The sequence below is a fragment of the Crenobacter sp. CS_VA4 genome (assembly GCF_055597485.1).
In genome coordinates, this window is sequence record NZ_JBVMAE010000009.1 from 39,683 (window position 1) to 53,578 (window position 13,896).

The following is a 13,896-nucleotide window of genomic DNA, read 5'->3' on the forward strand; positions in this document are numbered from 1 at the left end:
GGTTATGATAAAGCCTTTTAATGGCTTTGCCTAATTCGACAGCCACTCACTACCCCGAGTACACATCCCAAAAGTATGCGAGCTCTGATTATAGCCGCCGCCGTGATTCTCACCGGCTGCGGCAGCCTCAACCCCGCCCACTGGGTGCCGTCCTACCGAATGGATATCCCGCAAGGCAACGCGGTCACCGAAGACGCTGTCGCCAACCTGAAACCGGGCATGACCCGCGCCCAGGTGCGCTTCGTGCTGGGCACGCCGCTCTTGACCGACCCGTTCCACGCCAACCGCTGGGACTATGTGTACGAAGTGTCCAAGGGTGGCAAGCTTGTTGAACGCAAGCACCTGACCGTTTACTTTGACGGCGACAAAATGACCCGCTACGAAGGCGAGGTACTGCCGGCCGAGCGCGCCATTCTGCCGACCGGTAACGCCAGTGCACCGGTTACCACCTCTGCCCCTGCCCAGGAAATCAAACAATGAGCAAACCGCTTAATGTCGTGATCGTCGGCGCCGGCGGCCGGATGGGCCGTACGCTGATCGAGTCGGTACTGTCCGCTCCGAACACCCGTCTGCACGCGGCAATCGATCGCCAAGGCTCCGATTTCATCGGCCAGGATGCCGGCCTGTTTCTCGGCCAGAAAACCGGCGTGACGGTTTCGGCCGACCTTGAGGCGGCGCTCGACGGTGCCGACGTGCTGATCGATTTCACCCGCCCGGAAGCGACGCTCGACTATCTGGCCGCCTGCGCACCCCGGGGCGTCAACATGATCATCGGCACCACCGGCTTCGACGACGCGGGCAAGGCCGCGATCAACGCCGCCGCCGAGAAGACCCGCATCGTCTTCGCCGCCAACTACAGTGTCGGCGTTAATCTGACCTTCAAACTGCTCGACATCGCTTCGCGCGTGTTGGCCGAAGACTACGACATCGAGATCATCGAGGCTCACCACCGCCACAAGGTCGACGCCCCGTCGGGCACTGCTTTGCGGATGGGCGAGGTGATCGCCAACGCACTCGGTCGCGACCTGAAGGAATGTGCGGTCTACGGTCGTGAAGGCGTGACCGGCGAACGCGACCCGGGCACCATCGGCTTTGCCACGGTGCGCGCCGGCGACGTGGTCGGCGACCACACCGCGCTGTTCGCCACCAACGGTGAACGCGTCGAAATCACCCACAAGGCCTCCAGCCGCGCCACCTTCGCCAACGGGGCCGTCCGCGCTGCCCGCTGGCTTACCGACCAACCGGTCGGACTCTATGACATGCAGGACGTGCTCGGCCTGCGCTGAGCCCAAGGCCGGCTACTACGCCGGCCTTTTTCTTTTGCGATGCCCTACCGTCCCGTCACCCTCTCCCTGTTGCTGCTGACCCTGGCGTTGCTCGCCGGTCTGCTGCTGGACACTCCGCTCGGCCACACTCTGCATGGGCTGGTCGGCCACGTGCAAGACCCGTTCGCCCGCCAGCTGTTGCTGGAGTTGCGACTGCCACGCGTGCTGAGCGCGGCCGCCAGCGGCGCCTTGCTCGCCTGCTCCGGTGCTGCGATCCAGTACCAGTTCCGCAACGCCCTGGCCGAGCCCGGCCTGATCGGCGTCTCCGGTGGTGCCGCACTGGCGGCGGCTCTGGCGCTGGAAGCCGGGCTGGGTAGCGGTTTGGTGGCCCTGATAGCCTTCGTCGGCGGACTATCCGCATTGTGGCTGACCTGGCGGCTGGCCGGCCCACGTAGCCCTGCCAGTCACCTGATCCTGGCCGGGGTCGCGATTAACGCCCTGACCGGCAGCCTGCTGACGTTGCTGATCGCCACCCTGCCCGATGGCTCGCTGCGCACCGTCACGTTTTGGCTGATGGGCAGTTTCGCCAGCGTCGACTGGCGCCAGGTATCGATCCTGCTGCTGGCGCTGCCGCCGATCTGGTTGCTGCTGTGGCGGCGCTGGCGCTACCTCAACCTGCTACAACTGGGCGATGCAGCCACCTTTCACGCCGGCTACCCACTGACCCGCGGCCGGCGCCAGATCGTCGCGCTGACGGCGCTGGCGGCCAGCCTGGTTGTTGCCAACTGCGGCATGATCGGCTTCGTCGGGCTGATGGCGCCGCATCTGGCACGGCTGATCACCGGCGCCGACGCACGTCGGGTACTGCTGCTCGCCCCCCTGCTCGGTGCCTTGCTCGCCGTCGTCGCCGATACCGTATCTCGGCTGGCCATCGCGCCGGCCGAACTGCCGGTCGGGGTGATCACCAGCCTTGCCGGTGCCCCATTCTTCCTATGGCTACTGCGCCGAGCCTTGTCCGGAGCGAATCATGCTCGCGCTTGAGCACGCCTCGCTGGGCGGTCGGCTCGAAGATATCAGCCTGCAAGTGCAGCCCGGCGAGGTATTGGTATTGATCGGGCCAAATGGCGCCGGCAAGAGCAGCCTGCTGTCGCTGTTGTCCGGCCTGGTCACCCCAGAGCACGGCCAGGCGCTACTGGGCGGCACACCATTGCAAGGACTGAGCGCCGGCCGGCTGGCCAGGCACCGCGCGGTGCTGGAGCAGCAGACGGTGGTTGCTCCTGGATTTACCGCACGGGAAGTGATCGCGATGGGAGGCTACTTGCATGGACAAGCCGACGCCACCGCTCAAGCGGTGACGTCGGCCTGCGTAGCTGAATTACTGGAGCGGCGCCTCGGCACCTTATCCGGCGGCGAGACGCAGCGGGTGTTGCTGGCGCGCGCGTTGGCCCAACTACTGGGATCCCAGGAGGATGAGCGCTATCTGCTGCTCGACGAACCAACGGCGGCACTCGATATCGGCATGGCCGACGGATTGATGGCCCAGGTTGGCCGCATCGCCCGGCAACACGGGATCGGCGTATTGGCCGTGGTACACGACATCAACCTGGCGCTACGCCACGCCGACCGTGTGGCCTTACTCGACAACGGCCGGCTGGTGGCGTGCGGCCCCACCGCCGAGGTAATGCAACGGACGCGCTTAGAAGCCGTCTACGGCGTCCGGCTTGCCGAGCTGATTCACGACGAGCACGAAGACCTACGCGCCTTCGTGCCGCTTCCCCCTCACGATAACTGAACCTCGCGATGGCCCGCCTGGCAGGAGAAGGTCTGCCGGACCTTGCCCTGGTCATCGACGCTTTCCAGCCGCACGTCGAAGCCCCATAGCCGCGCGACGTGGCGCAGCACTTCTTCCGCACTCTCCGGCTCGAGCGGCCGGCGGTTATGCATGCTGTGGCGCAGTATCAGGCTGCGGTCGCCACGCACGTTGACCGACCAGACCTGGATGTTCGGCTCGCGCGAACCGAGGTTGTACTGTTCGGCCAACAACTGGCGGATCTCGCGATACCCGTCCTCGTCGTGAATCGCCTCGACTTCCAGCTTGTCGTCCTGATCGTCATCGCGGATCGCGAAGAGACGGAAGTCGCGGATCAACTTGGGCGACAGGTATTGCGAAATGAAGCTCTCATCCTTGAAGTTCCGCATCGCGAATTCCAAGGCATCGCGCCACGGCGTACCGGCGATATCGGGAAACCAGGCACGATCCTCGTCGGTCGGCGCCTCGCAGACGCGGCGAATGTCCTGATACATCGAAAACCCCAGCGCGTAGGGGTTCATGCCACGGTACCACGGCGCGCTGACCGGTGGCTGGTGCACCACATTGGTGTGGCTTTGCAGAAATTCCATCATGAAACCGTCGGTGACCAGCTGCTTCTCGTACAAGCGGTTGAGGATGGTGTAATGCCAGAACGTCGCCCAGCCTTCGTTCATCACTTGGGTCTGCCGCTGCGGGTAGAAATACTGCGCTACCTTGCGCACGATGCGCACCACCTCGCGCTGCCACGGCTCGAGCAACGGCGCCGATTTTTCGATGAAGTACAGCAGGTTCTCCTGCGGTTCGGACGGAAAGCGCAGTGCCGCCTGCCCGCCATCGCCCTTTTCACGCTTCGGAATGGTGCGCCACAGGTCGTTCACCTGCAGCTGAAGATAGTGCTCGCGTTCCGACTGACGCGCCTGCTCCTTCGCCATCGACAACTTCTGTGGACGCTTGTAGCGATCGACACCGTAGTTCATCAAGGCGTGGCAGGAATCGAGCAGCTCTTCCACCGCATCGATGCCGTAGCGTTCCTCGCACTGAGCCAGGTATTTTTTGGCGAAGACCAAGTAATCGATGATCGCCGAGGCGTCGGTCCAGGCGCGGAACAGGTAATTGCCCTTGAAGAATGAGTTGTGACCGTAGGCGGCGTGCGCGGTGACCAGCGCCTGCATCGTCATGGAGTTTTCTTCCATCAGATAGGCGATGCAGGGGTTGGAATTGATCACGATCTCGTAGGCGAGCCCCATGTGACCGCGCTTGTAGCTTTTTTCGGTCGCGACGAAATGCTTGCCAAACGACCAATGGTGATAGTTCACCGGCATGCCGACCGAGGAATAGGCGTCCATCATCTGCTCGGCGCTGATCACCTCGAGCTGGATCGGATAGACGTCGAGCTTGAATTCGTCGACCGCGATCTCGCGGATCGCCCGTTCGTACTCTTCGATCAGGTCGAAGGTCCATTCGGACCCGGTGGAAATCGTCGTCATGGCCGTCCCCCTGGACTATTGGCTAACGGGTACTGGTCGGCTGCCGTTTGAAGAGCTCGCGGAACACCGGATAGATGTCACCCGCCGAATGGATCTTCTGCATCGCGAAATGGCGCTGCCGTTCCTGAACCTTCAGGTACTCGTACCAGAGATTCTGCGGCTCGCCCTCAGTGATTTCAATGTAGGCGTAGTACTGGCAGGCCGGCAGGATCGCCTCGTCCAGAATGTGCGCACAATTGGCCGAATCGCTGTCCCAGTTGTCACCGTCCGACGCCTGTGCGGCGTACACATTCCACACATCGCTCGGGTAGCGCTTGACGAGGATCTCCTTCATCAGGTTGAGCGCCGACGACACCACGGTGCCGCCCGACTCGCGCGAATGGAAGAAGTCGTGCTCGTTGACCTCGACCGCACTGGTATGGTGACGAATGAACACCAGATCGATCTTCTCGTAATTGCGCTGCAGGAACAGGTAGAGCAGGATGAAGAAGCGCTTGGCCATATCTTTCTTGGCTTCGTCCATCGAGCCTGACACGTCCATCAGGCAGAACATCACCGCCTGGCTGGTCGGCTTGAGCTGTTTCACCCTGTTGTTGTAGCGCAGGTCGAACGGGTCGATGAACGGGATGCTGCCCAGCCGCTCGCGCAGCAGGTGCAGATGGCGACGGCGCTCGCGCACTTCGAAGTCGCTGTCCTCGTCCGACTCGAGCAGGGTGTCGAGTTCCTCCTCGGCCTCGTTGATCTGCTCCAGTGTCGGTGCTGCCATGGCGACGCGACGCGCCAGTGCCCCGCGCAGGGAGCGGACGATATTGATATTGGCCGGCGTGCCGTCGTTGGTGAAACCGGCACGGACACTCTTGAGCTCATCGATGCCCATAAGCTGGCTCTTCACCAGATTGGGCAAGGCCAGATCGTCGAAAAACACGTTCATGAACTCTTCATGGCTCAGCTCGAAGGCGAAGTCGTCCTCGCCCTCGCCATCCTTGCTCGCTCTGCCACCGCCACCACTGCCAGAACCGCCCTGTGGGCGATTGATCCGGTCGCCCTTGATGAACTCTTCGTTACCCGGGTGGATGTGATCCCAAACGCCGCCCTTGCCGTGGTGGAAAACCGGCTCAGCAATATCCTTCACGGGGATGGAGACCTTCTCCCCGCTTTCGATATCGGTGATGCTGCGCCCCTTGATCGCTTTGGACACGGCCTCCTTGATCTGGGCCTTGAAGCGGCGCAGGAAGCGCTCACGGTTCACCGTCGACTTATTTTTACCGTTGAGACGCCGGTCAATGATGTGCGACATGCTCACCTCGCCTCTATCTGTATGCTCCCGTTATGGTCGGGACCGTTCGGCCAACCCCGTCCCCGAGGTTGGCCGAACGCCTTGCAGCGCGGCCTGCGGCCAAACGGCGGGGTCAGGAAGACTTTCTGACACGCAAATACCATTCGCACAGCAGCCGCACCTGCTTCGGCGTATAGCCTTTTTCCACCATGCGATTGACGAAATCCTCGTGTTTCTTCGAGTCGTCGACACTGGCCTTGGCATTGAACGAGATCACCGGCAGCAGCTCTTCGGTGTTCGAGAACATTTTCTTCTCGATCACCGTGCGCAGCTTCTCGTAACTGGTCCAGGCCGGATTCTTGCCGGCGTTGTTGGCTCGGGCACGCAGCACGAAGTTGACGATCTCGTTACGGAAGTCTTTCGGGTTGGAAATACCCGCCGGCTTCTCGATTTTCTCCAGTTCGGCATTGAGTGACGTACGGTCGAAGATTTCACCGGTGTCCTGATCGCGATATTCCTGATCCTGGATCCAGTAATCGGCGAAGGTCACATAGCGATCGAAGATGTTCTGGCCATACTCGGAGTAGCTTTCAAGATAGGCCGTCTGGATTTCCTTGCCGATAAAATCGACATACTTCGGCGCCAGGTATTCCTTGATGAAGGTCAGATATCTCTGTTCAATCTCCTGCGGAAACTGCTCGCGTTCGACCTGCTGCTCGAGCACGTACAGCAGGTGCACCGGGTTGGCCGCCACCTCGCTGTGATCGAAGTTGAACACCCGCGACAGGATCTTGTAGGAGAAACGGGTCGACAGGCCGTTCATCCCCTCGTCCACTCCGGCAAAGTCGCGGTACTCCTGGATCGACTTGGCTTTCGGGTCGGTGTCCTTGAGGTTTTCGCCGTCGTAGACCTGCATCTTGCTGTAGATGCTGGAGTTTTCCGGCTCCTTGATTCGCGACAACACCGCGAATTGCGCCATCATTTTCATCGTTCCCGGGGCGCACGGCGCCTTGGCCAGCGACGAGTTACGAATCAGCTTGTCGTAGATACGGATCTCGTCGGAGACGCGCAAGCAATACGGCACCTTCACGATATAGATACGGTCGAGGAAGGCTTCGTTGTTCTTGTTGTTCTTGAACTGCTTCCATTCCGACTCGTTCGAGTGAGCGAGGATGATGCCCTCGAATGGAATCGCGCCGAAGCCCTCGGTCCCCTTGAAGTTGCCCTCCTGCGTGGCGGTCAACAGCGGGTGCAGCACCTTGATCGGGGCCTTGAACATTTCGACGAATTCGAGCATGCCCTGGTTGGCCAGGCACAGGCCACCGGAATAGCTGTAGGCGTCGGGATCGTCCTGCGCGTATTTTTCCAGCTTGCGGATGTCGACCTTGCCGACCAGCGAGCTGATGTCCTGGTTGTTCTCATCACCCGGTTCGGTCTTGGATACTGCGATCTGTTTGAGCACAGATGGATAGCGTCTGACCACGCGGAACTGACTGATGTCACCGTTGAATTCCTGCAGGCGTTTCGCCGCCCACGGGCTGGGGATGGCGCGCAGATAACGACGCGGAATGCCGTATTCCTCTTCGAGGATGCTGCCATCCTCGTCGTGGTGGAACAGGCACAGCGGCGAGTCGTTGACCGGGCTACCCTTCAGGCAATAGAACGGCACCCGCTCCATCAGCTCCTTGAGCTTTTCGGCAATCGACGATTTACCGCCACCGACCGGGCCGAGCAGGTAGAGAATCTGCTTTTTCTCCTCAAGGCCCTGCGCGGCGTGGCGGAAGAACGCCACCACCTGCTCGATCACCTCTTCGGTACCGTAGAACTCACGGAAGGCCGGGTAGACCTTGATCACTTTGTTGGAGAACAGGCGGGACAGGCGGGAGTCGTGCCGGGTGTCGATGAGCTCCGGATCACCGATCGCCATCAACATGCGTTCCGCCGCCGTGGCGTAGGCCGCAGGCTCGCGCTTGCACAGTTCCAGGTATTCCTGGACGGTGAATTCCTCTTCGCGGGTGCGGTCGTAGCGGGCAGAGTAGTGGCTGAAGATATCCGATTGCATGGCTCGCCTCCTGGCTCATACAGGGGAGCGCACGAGTTGCGCCACGCATCTCGCGATCCCCTTGTTGAATTAGAGTGTTTGCTACTGTGACGGTTCTTCTTTGATTTGGGTATAGCACACAGCCCCCCCATGCCAACGGCAATCCACAAAAAAAATTCGGGGATTCAAAATGCCGTGGCCAGGCGGGAAAAAACCGCGCTCAGATCTCTCGCTCGACGATCACCGCGCCGATCTCGTACAGCACCCCGCTGACGATTTCGCTGCAGCGGCACACCTCGATATCCAGGTAGAACGGCTGCACCAACTCGCCCACGACCGACAGCGGCAGCAGCACGACGCTCAACCGTTCCCCCTGCTGGGGAACGAACGACGAACGCAGGGCGATGCCGTCGACCGACAAGTCGACGCAGTGGCCGTAAGAGATTTGGCCACTGAACAGGGACTTGATGCGTGCCTTGCACCCGAGCGGGATTCGACGCGCCGAACGCAGTTCACGCGGCAGGAAGGAGTAGTTCACCTTTGAGCGAGCCCGAGAGATACGCTGTTAACCAGTGTAGGCCAACAATCGTCTTGCTGTCGGTAATCCGCCCGTCGAGTGACATGGTCTGCACCTGGACCAGCGGCAAGGTCAGCACCTCGAGGAATTCACCGTCGTCCAGCTGCCGTTCGGTCAGGCTTAGCTCTTCGGCGAGAAAGTAGTGGATCACCTCATTCGAGTAGCCGATGCAGGGGTGGGCGGTGCCGAGGAAGGTCCAGCGTGCCGCCTGGTAGCCGGTTTCCTCATAGAGTTCGCGCTCGCCGGTGACGACCGGCGACTCGTCCGGATCGCTCTTGCCAGCCGGGATCTCAATAAACTCCTGGCCGACCGGATAGCGATACTGACGTTCCATCACCAGCTGGCGATCTTCGGTCAGCGCCAGCACCGCGACCGCGCCGGGGTGCAGCAGGTACTCGCGCTCGGCCTGCTGGCCGTCGGGCAGGCGCACCTTGTCGCGGCGCAGGGTGAGAAATTTCCCCCGGTAGGAGACGACTTCCTCGAGTGGGGTTTCGACAAGCTCCACGGATTTCCTTTCTGACAGATGAACGGTGTCCGGCTGGCGACGCTTCGGCCAACGTTGGATATTGCATGGCAGCAATTGCACGGCGCTGCAACTTTGCCTTGCCAAAGCCGGACAAATAATTTAAACAAGCGTTTGATAGTTCACCGATTGCCGCGTCGGCAACCGGCACCTTATACCCGCGTCGTGCCTCGCCACGGCCTACACAACGGAGATTTCAGCATGCCTGCCTACACCGCCCCGCTGCGTGACTTTGCCTTCGTACTCAACGAGTTGATCAAGGTCCAGGAGATCATTCCGACGCTGCCCGGCTACGCCGACGCCACCGAAGACGTGTACGCCTCCTACCTGGAGGCCGCGGCCAAGTTCTGCGAAAACGAGCTCGCCCCGATCAACCGCAGCGGCGACGAGACCGGCTGCATCTTCAACCCGGCCGACCATAGCGTGACCACGCCGGAGGGCTTCGCCGCAGCTTATCAGCAATACTGCGAGCTGGGCTTCCCGGGCCTGGACTGCGACCCGGCCTACGGCGGCCAGGGCATGCCGAAGACGCTGGCGTTCCCGGTGATGGAAATGCTGACCTCGAGCAACGTCGCCTGGTCGATGTACCCGGGCCTGTCGCACGGCGCGTACGCGGCGATCCACGCGCACGGCACCGCCGAGCAGAAAGACACCTACCTGCCGAAACTGGTGTCGGGCGAATGGACCGGCACCATGTGTCTGACCGAGCCGCACTGCGGCACCGACCTGGGCCTGTTGAAGAGCCGCGCGGAACCGAACGGCGACGGCAGCTACGCGATCAGCGGCACCAAGATCTTCATCTCGGCCGGCGAGCACGATCTGGCCGACAACATCATCCATCTGGTGCTGGCGCGCCTGCCGGACGCGCCGAAGGACGTGAAGGGCATTTCGCTGTTCATCGTGCCGAAGTTCCACGCCGACGGCAGCCGCAATGGCGTGTTCTGCGGCAGCCTGGAACACAAGATGGGCATCAAGGCCAACGCCACCGCGGTGCTCAACTTCGACGGCGCGAAGGGCTATCTGATCGGCGAGCCGAACAAGGGCCTGGCCTGCATGTTCACCATGATGAACGCGGCGCGCCTCGGTTGCGGCATGCAGGGGCTGGGCCTCGGCGAAGCGTCGTTCCAGGGCGCGTTGGCGTATGCCAAGGATCGCCTGCAGATGCGCGCGGCCAACGGCCCGGCCTTCCCGGACAAGGCCGCCGACCCGATCATCGTGCACCCGGACGTGCGCCGCATGCTGCTGACGCAGAAGGCCTACACCGAGGCCGGCCGCGCGCTGACCGCGCTGTTGGCGCTGCAACTCGACATCGAGGAAAAGCATCCGGACGCCGACCAGCGCCAGGAGGCGGCCGACCTGGTCGCCCTGCTCACCCCGGTGGCCAAGGCCTTCATGACCGACAACGGCTATATCGCGACCAACCTCGGCATGCAGGTGCTCGGCGGCCACGGCTTCATCCGCGAATGGGGCATGGAGCAGCTGGTGCGCGACTGCCGCATCTCGCAGATCTACGAGGGCACCAACGGCATCCAGGCGCTCGACCTGATCGGTCGCAAGGTGCTGCTCGACCAGGGACAGAAGCTGCGCAAGTTCAGCGGCATGGTAGTGGCGTTCTGCAAGGAGCAGGAAGGCGACGAGCGGATGCGCGAATTCGTCGAGCCGCTGATGAAGCTGTTGAAGGAGACCGGCGAGCTGACCATGCACATCGGCATGGCGGCGATGAAGAACCGCGACGAGGCCGGCGCCGCCGCCACCGATTACCTGCGCGTGATCGGCCACCTCACCTACGCCTGGCTGTGGGCACGGATGGTGCGCGTCGCGCTTGACCGGGGCGATACGGCCGAGCCGTTTTACCATGCCAAGATCACCACCGCGCGCTTCTACTTCGCCAAACTGCTGCCGGAAGTGTATGGGCTAATGGCCAGCATCAAGAGTGGCGCGACACCGCTGATGGCGCTGGACGCCGAGCATTTCGCTTTCCAGTAAGCACAAAACGGAAGTCATTTCCAAAGCGGCCCAGGTGGGCCGCTTTTATTTTTACGTCAAGATATTGATAAAACACCGAACCGCGTAGCAAAATGATTCTATCGGCATAAAGACCGAGCACAAAAGTAGCAAAGGAGACAACAATGGAAATCCGCACCGCCACCCTGGCCGACGCCGCCCTACTCACCCGCTGGACCCGCCAGCTCCAGGAAGAACAGGGGAAGAGCCCCACCCTCGAGGAACTGCTGGCCATTCTGCAGCGCCAGACGCTGCTGCACGACGGCGACAGCCGCTTGTATATGTTCCGCGATGCGGAAGGCGACCTCGGTTATGCCTTGCTGCATGAACAAGGCGACGAACTGGTGCTGCAGCCGTTCTTCGTCGCCCCCGAACGCCGCCGCTGCGGCCACGGCCGTACCGCGTTCAACCTGCTGCGCAAACAGCTGCCGCGCAACCGCAAGCTGACGGTGACGGTCCAGTCGCGCAATACCGGCGGCCTGTGCTTCTGGAAACGCATCGGCTTCGCCGACTACGCGGTCAACCTGCAGATCCAACCGACCCAGCCCTGCGCCGCCTGAGTCTCCTTCGGCCAACCTATTAATAGTAGATTGGCCGCCCTCCCCACACTTCCCCGCTATGATCCGTTACCCCCGCCCGCTGCAAGCCGGCGACCGCATCGCCGTCGTCGCCTTCTCTTCCGGTGTCGCCGCACCGTTACCCCCCCCCCCGACTCGAACTGGTTCTCGACGGGCTACGCTCCAGAGGCTATCAGGTGGTCGAGGGCCGCAGCCTGCGTCGCCAATATAAGGACGCCAGCGCACCGCCGGCAGAACGCGCCGAAGAACTGATGGCGACGCTGATCGACCCGAGCATCGCCGCGGTGCTGCCGCCGTGGGGTGGCGAACTGGCGATCGAATTACTGCCGCTGCTCGACTTCGAACGGCTGACCGCCTTGCCGCCCAAGTGGCTACTGGGCTTTTCCGACGTCAGCACCGTGCTGCTGCCGTTGATCTTGGGTGCCGGCTGGGCCAGCGCGCACGGAGCCAACCTGATGCAACTGGTGCCGGGCGAGGTCGAACCGCTGACCGCCGGCGCACTGGATCGGCTGGCGCTACCGGCCGGCAGCGCGTTTAGCCAGCCGTCGTCGCCGGCGCATCACCGCCACGGCCCGTCGTGGGCCGTGCAGCCGGACGCGCCGCTGCAGTTGGCCGAACCGGCTTCGGTGCGCCTGCTGCATTCATCGGCCGACCCCGCTGCTGCACAGCAGTTCTCCGGCCGGCTGATCGGCGGCTGTCTCGACACCATCGGTCGGCTGGCCGGCAGCCGCTACGGCGACGTGCCGAGCTTCATCGCCCGGCATCACCAGGACGGCGTGATCCTATATCTGGAGAACGCCGAGATGGCGCCGTGCGAACTGGCCCGGGCCCTGTGGGGACTGCGCCTGAACGGCTGGTTCAATGGGCTCTCCGGCGTGCTGCTGGGGCGCAACAGCGGGCCGGATGCCGCGGCTCCGGACCGGCTCGCTTATCTTGATGCCGTTACGAGTGCACTCGGCGACCTGCCCTGCCCGGTGCTGCTCGATGCCGACATTGGCCATCTTCCGCCGCAATGGCTGCTGGTCAATGGCGCTCTGGCCACCGTCAGCGTGACCGGGGCGCGGGCCAGCCTCCGCCAGCAGTTGATCTGACTCTCCTCTAACACTTCCCCGTCACCGGTTTGGCCTGGAGCTACCGCGATCTGCCAAGCTTGGCCGAACCCTGTCGGACATGAAAAAAAACCCACGCTCTCAAGCGTGGGTTTTTCGTCACCAGACCGGCTCAGCTCTTGCCGCAGCAGGCCTTGTACTTCTTGCCGCTGCCGCACGGACATGGATCGTTGCGGCCGACCTTGTCGCCGTCGCGACGGACGGTGGTCGGCGCGGCCTTCTTGGCCTGCCAGTAGTTGTAGACCGCCTGCAGCGACACGGTCAGCTCGTCCTTCAGCTCGTCCAGGTCCTCCTCGGACAGCTCGACCAGCACCTCGCCGTCCTGCTCGAACATGCCGCCGAGCGCCATCATCGGGTAGAGCAGGTCTTCGAAGCCTTCGTCCTCGACCTCGAACCAGTCGGTATCGACCACGTCGAGCGCGAACAGGTAAGCGTTACACCACGGCAGGTAGTCGGCCTCGCCGTCGTCGCCCTCGTACAGGGTGAGGTCGATCTCGCGGCCTTCGGCCATCGTCTGCTGGACGTCGGCCATCATGGTGCGCAGCAGCTGTTGCAGCTCGGTCAGTTCTGCTTCGCTGTAGCCGTGTTTGGTGCCCAGCACATGCGGCATCCACTCGGCCTCATCCAGCGCATCCGGGCCGCTGGCCAGCGCCACGAAGAAGCCCTGGACTTCGTCCAGGCGCATCGTGTCGCCGTCTTCGGCGCGGCCGGACAGCAGGGTTTCCAGGCGGTCGATCGCTTCGGCGCTCATTGCGGTCATCTCGTGCATCCTTACAGTATTCGGTTAACGGCACGGATTGTGCCTGTTTTCGGGCCGGCCGGCCATGAGCGGGAAGCCGAACGGCGTCAACCGGCCGGCAGGTGGCTGGTGGTGATCTCGGCGATCAGCCGGCCACCGTCGCCGGTGACGGTGGTGCGCACCACCGACAACCGCCGCCCTTTCTTGACGAACACCGAGATGGCCGTGAACACCCCGTCTTGCTGATTGCCGAGGAAACTCGCGTTCAGGTTGATCGCCAGCGGAAACGCGCCGCGGCTCTCGTCGAAGTCGCTGCCGCCGAACGCCAGCACCGACGCGGCGACGTCGGCAAACCAGACGATGGCGCCGGCGTTGGCGATGCCGTGCGGGTTGAGGATGCCGGCTAGCACCGGCATCTCGGCGACCACTCGCGCCGGCGTCTGTTCGATGAGGGTGAATTCGATCTGGCCGGTGTATTTCATGATGA

Annotated in this window: 14 protein-coding genes and 1 pseudogene; 8 read left to right on the forward strand and 7 right to left on the reverse strand. The window is 62.6% G+C overall.

Annotated elements, in window-relative coordinates; translation table 11 throughout:
- The first annotated feature begins 75 nt into the window (after positions 1 to 75).
- The 4 genes from ACZ2IA_RS10345 to ACZ2IA_RS10360 are packed head-to-tail and all read left to right on the forward strand — an operon-like array spanning position 76 to position 3,057.
- Positions 76 to 480 (forward strand): outer membrane protein assembly factor BamE, encoded by a 405-nt coding sequence (locus tag ACZ2IA_RS10345; RefSeq protein ID WP_470292500.1) that lies wholly within the window; start codon positions 76 to 78, stop codon positions 478 to 480.
- Complete coding sequence (gene dapB, locus ACZ2IA_RS10350) at positions 477 to 1,286, forward strand: 4-hydroxy-tetrahydrodipicolinate reductase (protein WP_470292501.1); 810 nt, start codon at positions 477 to 479, stop codon at positions 1,284 to 1,286. The genes ACZ2IA_RS10345 and dapB overlap by 4 nt, the downstream gene beginning before the upstream one ends.
- A 39-nt stretch (positions 1,287 to 1,325) precedes the next feature.
- Positions 1,326 to 2,306, forward strand: a complete 981-nt coding sequence (locus tag ACZ2IA_RS10355; protein ID WP_470292502.1) for a FecCD family ABC transporter permease — start codon at positions 1,326 to 1,328, stop codon at positions 2,304 to 2,306.
- A complete protein-coding gene (locus ACZ2IA_RS10360) occupies positions 2,293 to 3,057 on the forward strand; it encodes an ATP-binding cassette domain-containing protein (RefSeq protein WP_470292503.1) in 765 nt (254 codons plus the stop codon). Before ACZ2IA_RS10355 ends, ACZ2IA_RS10360 begins: the two co-directional genes overlap by 14 nt.
- On the opposite strand, the gene ACZ2IA_RS10365 is transcribed toward ACZ2IA_RS10360, so the two are convergent.
- The 5 genes from ACZ2IA_RS10365 to ACZ2IA_RS10385 form a co-directional block, all read right to left on the reverse strand.
- On the reverse strand, positions 3,045 to 4,562 hold the full coding sequence (locus ACZ2IA_RS10365) for a SpoVR family protein (protein ID WP_470292504.1): 1,518 nt from the start codon (positions 4,560 to 4,562) through the stop codon (positions 3,045 to 3,047). The two genes, ACZ2IA_RS10360 and ACZ2IA_RS10365, sit on opposite strands and share 13 nt — an antisense overlap.
- Before the next feature lie 22 nt (positions 4,563 to 4,584).
- Positions 4,585 to 5,859: a YeaH/YhbH family protein gene (locus tag ACZ2IA_RS10370; RefSeq protein WP_470292505.1), complete on the reverse strand. Its 1,275-nt coding sequence runs from the start codon at positions 5,857 to 5,859 to the stop codon at positions 4,585 to 4,587.
- 112 nt (positions 5,860 to 5,971) lie between these two features.
- Positions 5,972 to 7,900 (reverse strand): PrkA family serine protein kinase, encoded by a 1,929-nt coding sequence (locus ACZ2IA_RS10375; RefSeq protein ID WP_470292506.1) that lies wholly within the window; start codon positions 7,898 to 7,900, stop codon positions 5,972 to 5,974.
- Between the two features lie 199 nt (positions 7,901 to 8,099).
- The gene (locus tag ACZ2IA_RS10380) at positions 8,100 to 8,417 is read right to left on the reverse strand and encodes a PilZ domain-containing protein (protein WP_470292507.1); all 318 of its coding nucleotides are present in this window, start codon (positions 8,415 to 8,417) and stop codon (positions 8,100 to 8,102) included.
- A complete protein-coding gene (locus ACZ2IA_RS10385; RefSeq protein ID WP_470292508.1) occupies positions 8,392 to 8,961 on the reverse strand; it encodes an NUDIX domain-containing protein in 570 nt (189 codons plus the stop codon). Before ACZ2IA_RS10385 ends, ACZ2IA_RS10380 begins: the two co-directional genes overlap by 26 nt.
- Positions 8,962 to 9,180: 219 nt before the next feature.
- Here ACZ2IA_RS10385 and ACZ2IA_RS10390 point away from each other — a divergent pair, with 219 nt between their 5' ends.
- The 4 genes and pseudogenes from ACZ2IA_RS10390 to ACZ2IA_RS10405 all read left to right on the forward strand — a co-directional run bounded on the left by ACZ2IA_RS10390 (position 9,181) and on the right by ACZ2IA_RS10405 (position 12,652).
- Positions 9,181 to 10,965 carry an acyl-CoA dehydrogenase C-terminal domain-containing protein gene (locus ACZ2IA_RS10390; RefSeq protein ID WP_470292509.1) on the forward strand — a complete coding sequence of 595 codons (1,785 nt, stop codon included), beginning with the start codon at positions 9,181 to 9,183 and terminating at the stop codon, positions 10,963 to 10,965.
- 143 nt (positions 10,966 to 11,108) lie between these two features.
- Positions 11,109 to 11,543 (forward strand): GNAT family N-acetyltransferase, encoded by a 435-nt coding sequence (locus tag ACZ2IA_RS10395; RefSeq protein ID WP_470292510.1) that lies wholly within the window; start codon positions 11,109 to 11,111, stop codon positions 11,541 to 11,543.
- A gap of 119 nt (positions 11,544 to 11,662) precedes the next feature.
- Positions 11,663 to 11,995, forward strand: a pseudogene (locus ACZ2IA_RS10400) (LD-carboxypeptidase); the annotation flags it as partial.
- A complete protein-coding gene (locus tag ACZ2IA_RS10405) occupies positions 11,972 to 12,652 on the forward strand; it encodes a S66 peptidase family protein (RefSeq protein ID WP_470292630.1) in 681 nt (226 codons plus the stop codon). The pseudogene ACZ2IA_RS10400 and the gene ACZ2IA_RS10405, both read left to right, overlap by 24 nt.
- A gap of 130 nt (positions 12,653 to 12,782) precedes the next feature.
- Here the strand turns inward: ACZ2IA_RS10405 and ACZ2IA_RS10410 are convergent, their stop codons facing one another.
- Together ACZ2IA_RS10410 and ACZ2IA_RS10415 are read right to left on the reverse strand one after the other, a co-directional pair.
- Positions 12,783 to 13,430, reverse strand: a complete 648-nt coding sequence (locus ACZ2IA_RS10410) for a UPF0149 family protein (RefSeq protein ID WP_470292511.1) — start codon at positions 13,428 to 13,430, stop codon at positions 12,783 to 12,785.
- Positions 13,431 to 13,516: 86 nt separating this feature from the next.
- Positions 13,517 to 13,891 carry a PaaI family thioesterase gene (locus tag ACZ2IA_RS10415; protein ID WP_470292512.1) on the reverse strand — a complete coding sequence of 125 codons (375 nt, stop codon included), beginning with the start codon at positions 13,889 to 13,891 and terminating at the stop codon, positions 13,517 to 13,519.
- Positions 13,892 to 13,896: the final 5 nt, after the last annotated feature.

Excerpts from the sequence above, each read along its gene's own strand:
- ACZ2IA_RS10345 (WP_470292500.1), top strand. The coding sequence starts at position 76 with ATGCGAGCTCTGATTATAGCCGCCGCCGTGATTCTCACCGGCTGCGGC.
- dapB (WP_470292501.1), top strand. The coding sequence starts at position 477 with ATGAGCAAACCGCTTAATGTCGTGATCGTCGGCGCCGGCGGCCGGATG.
- ACZ2IA_RS10355 (WP_470292502.1), top strand. The coding sequence starts at position 1,326 with ATGCCCTACCGTCCCGTCACCCTCTCCCTGTTGCTGCTGACCCTGGCG.
- ACZ2IA_RS10360 (WP_470292503.1), top strand. The coding sequence starts at position 2,293 with ATGCTCGCGCTTGAGCACGCCTCGCTGGGCGGTCGGCTCGAAGATATC.
- ACZ2IA_RS10365 (WP_470292504.1), bottom strand. The coding sequence starts at position 4,562 with ATGACGACGATTTCCACCGGGTCCGAATGGACCTTCGACCTGATCGAA.
- ACZ2IA_RS10370 (WP_470292505.1), bottom strand. The coding sequence starts at position 5,859 with ATGTCGCACATCATTGACCGGCGTCTCAACGGTAAAAATAAGTCGACG.
- ACZ2IA_RS10375 (WP_470292506.1), bottom strand. The coding sequence starts at position 7,900 with ATGCAATCGGATATCTTCAGCCACTACTCTGCCCGCTACGACCGCACC.
- ACZ2IA_RS10390 (WP_470292509.1), top strand. The coding sequence starts at position 9,181 with ATGCCTGCCTACACCGCCCCGCTGCGTGACTTTGCCTTCGTACTCAAC.
- ACZ2IA_RS10395 (WP_470292510.1), top strand. The coding sequence starts at position 11,109 with ATGGAAATCCGCACCGCCACCCTGGCCGACGCCGCCCTACTCACCCGC.
- ACZ2IA_RS10410 (WP_470292511.1), bottom strand. The coding sequence starts at position 13,430 with ATGACCGCAATGAGCGCCGAAGCGATCGACCGCCTGGAAACCCTGCTG.
- ACZ2IA_RS10415 (WP_470292512.1), bottom strand. The coding sequence starts at position 13,891 with ATGAAATACACCGGCCAGATCGAATTCACCCTCATCGAACAGACGCCG.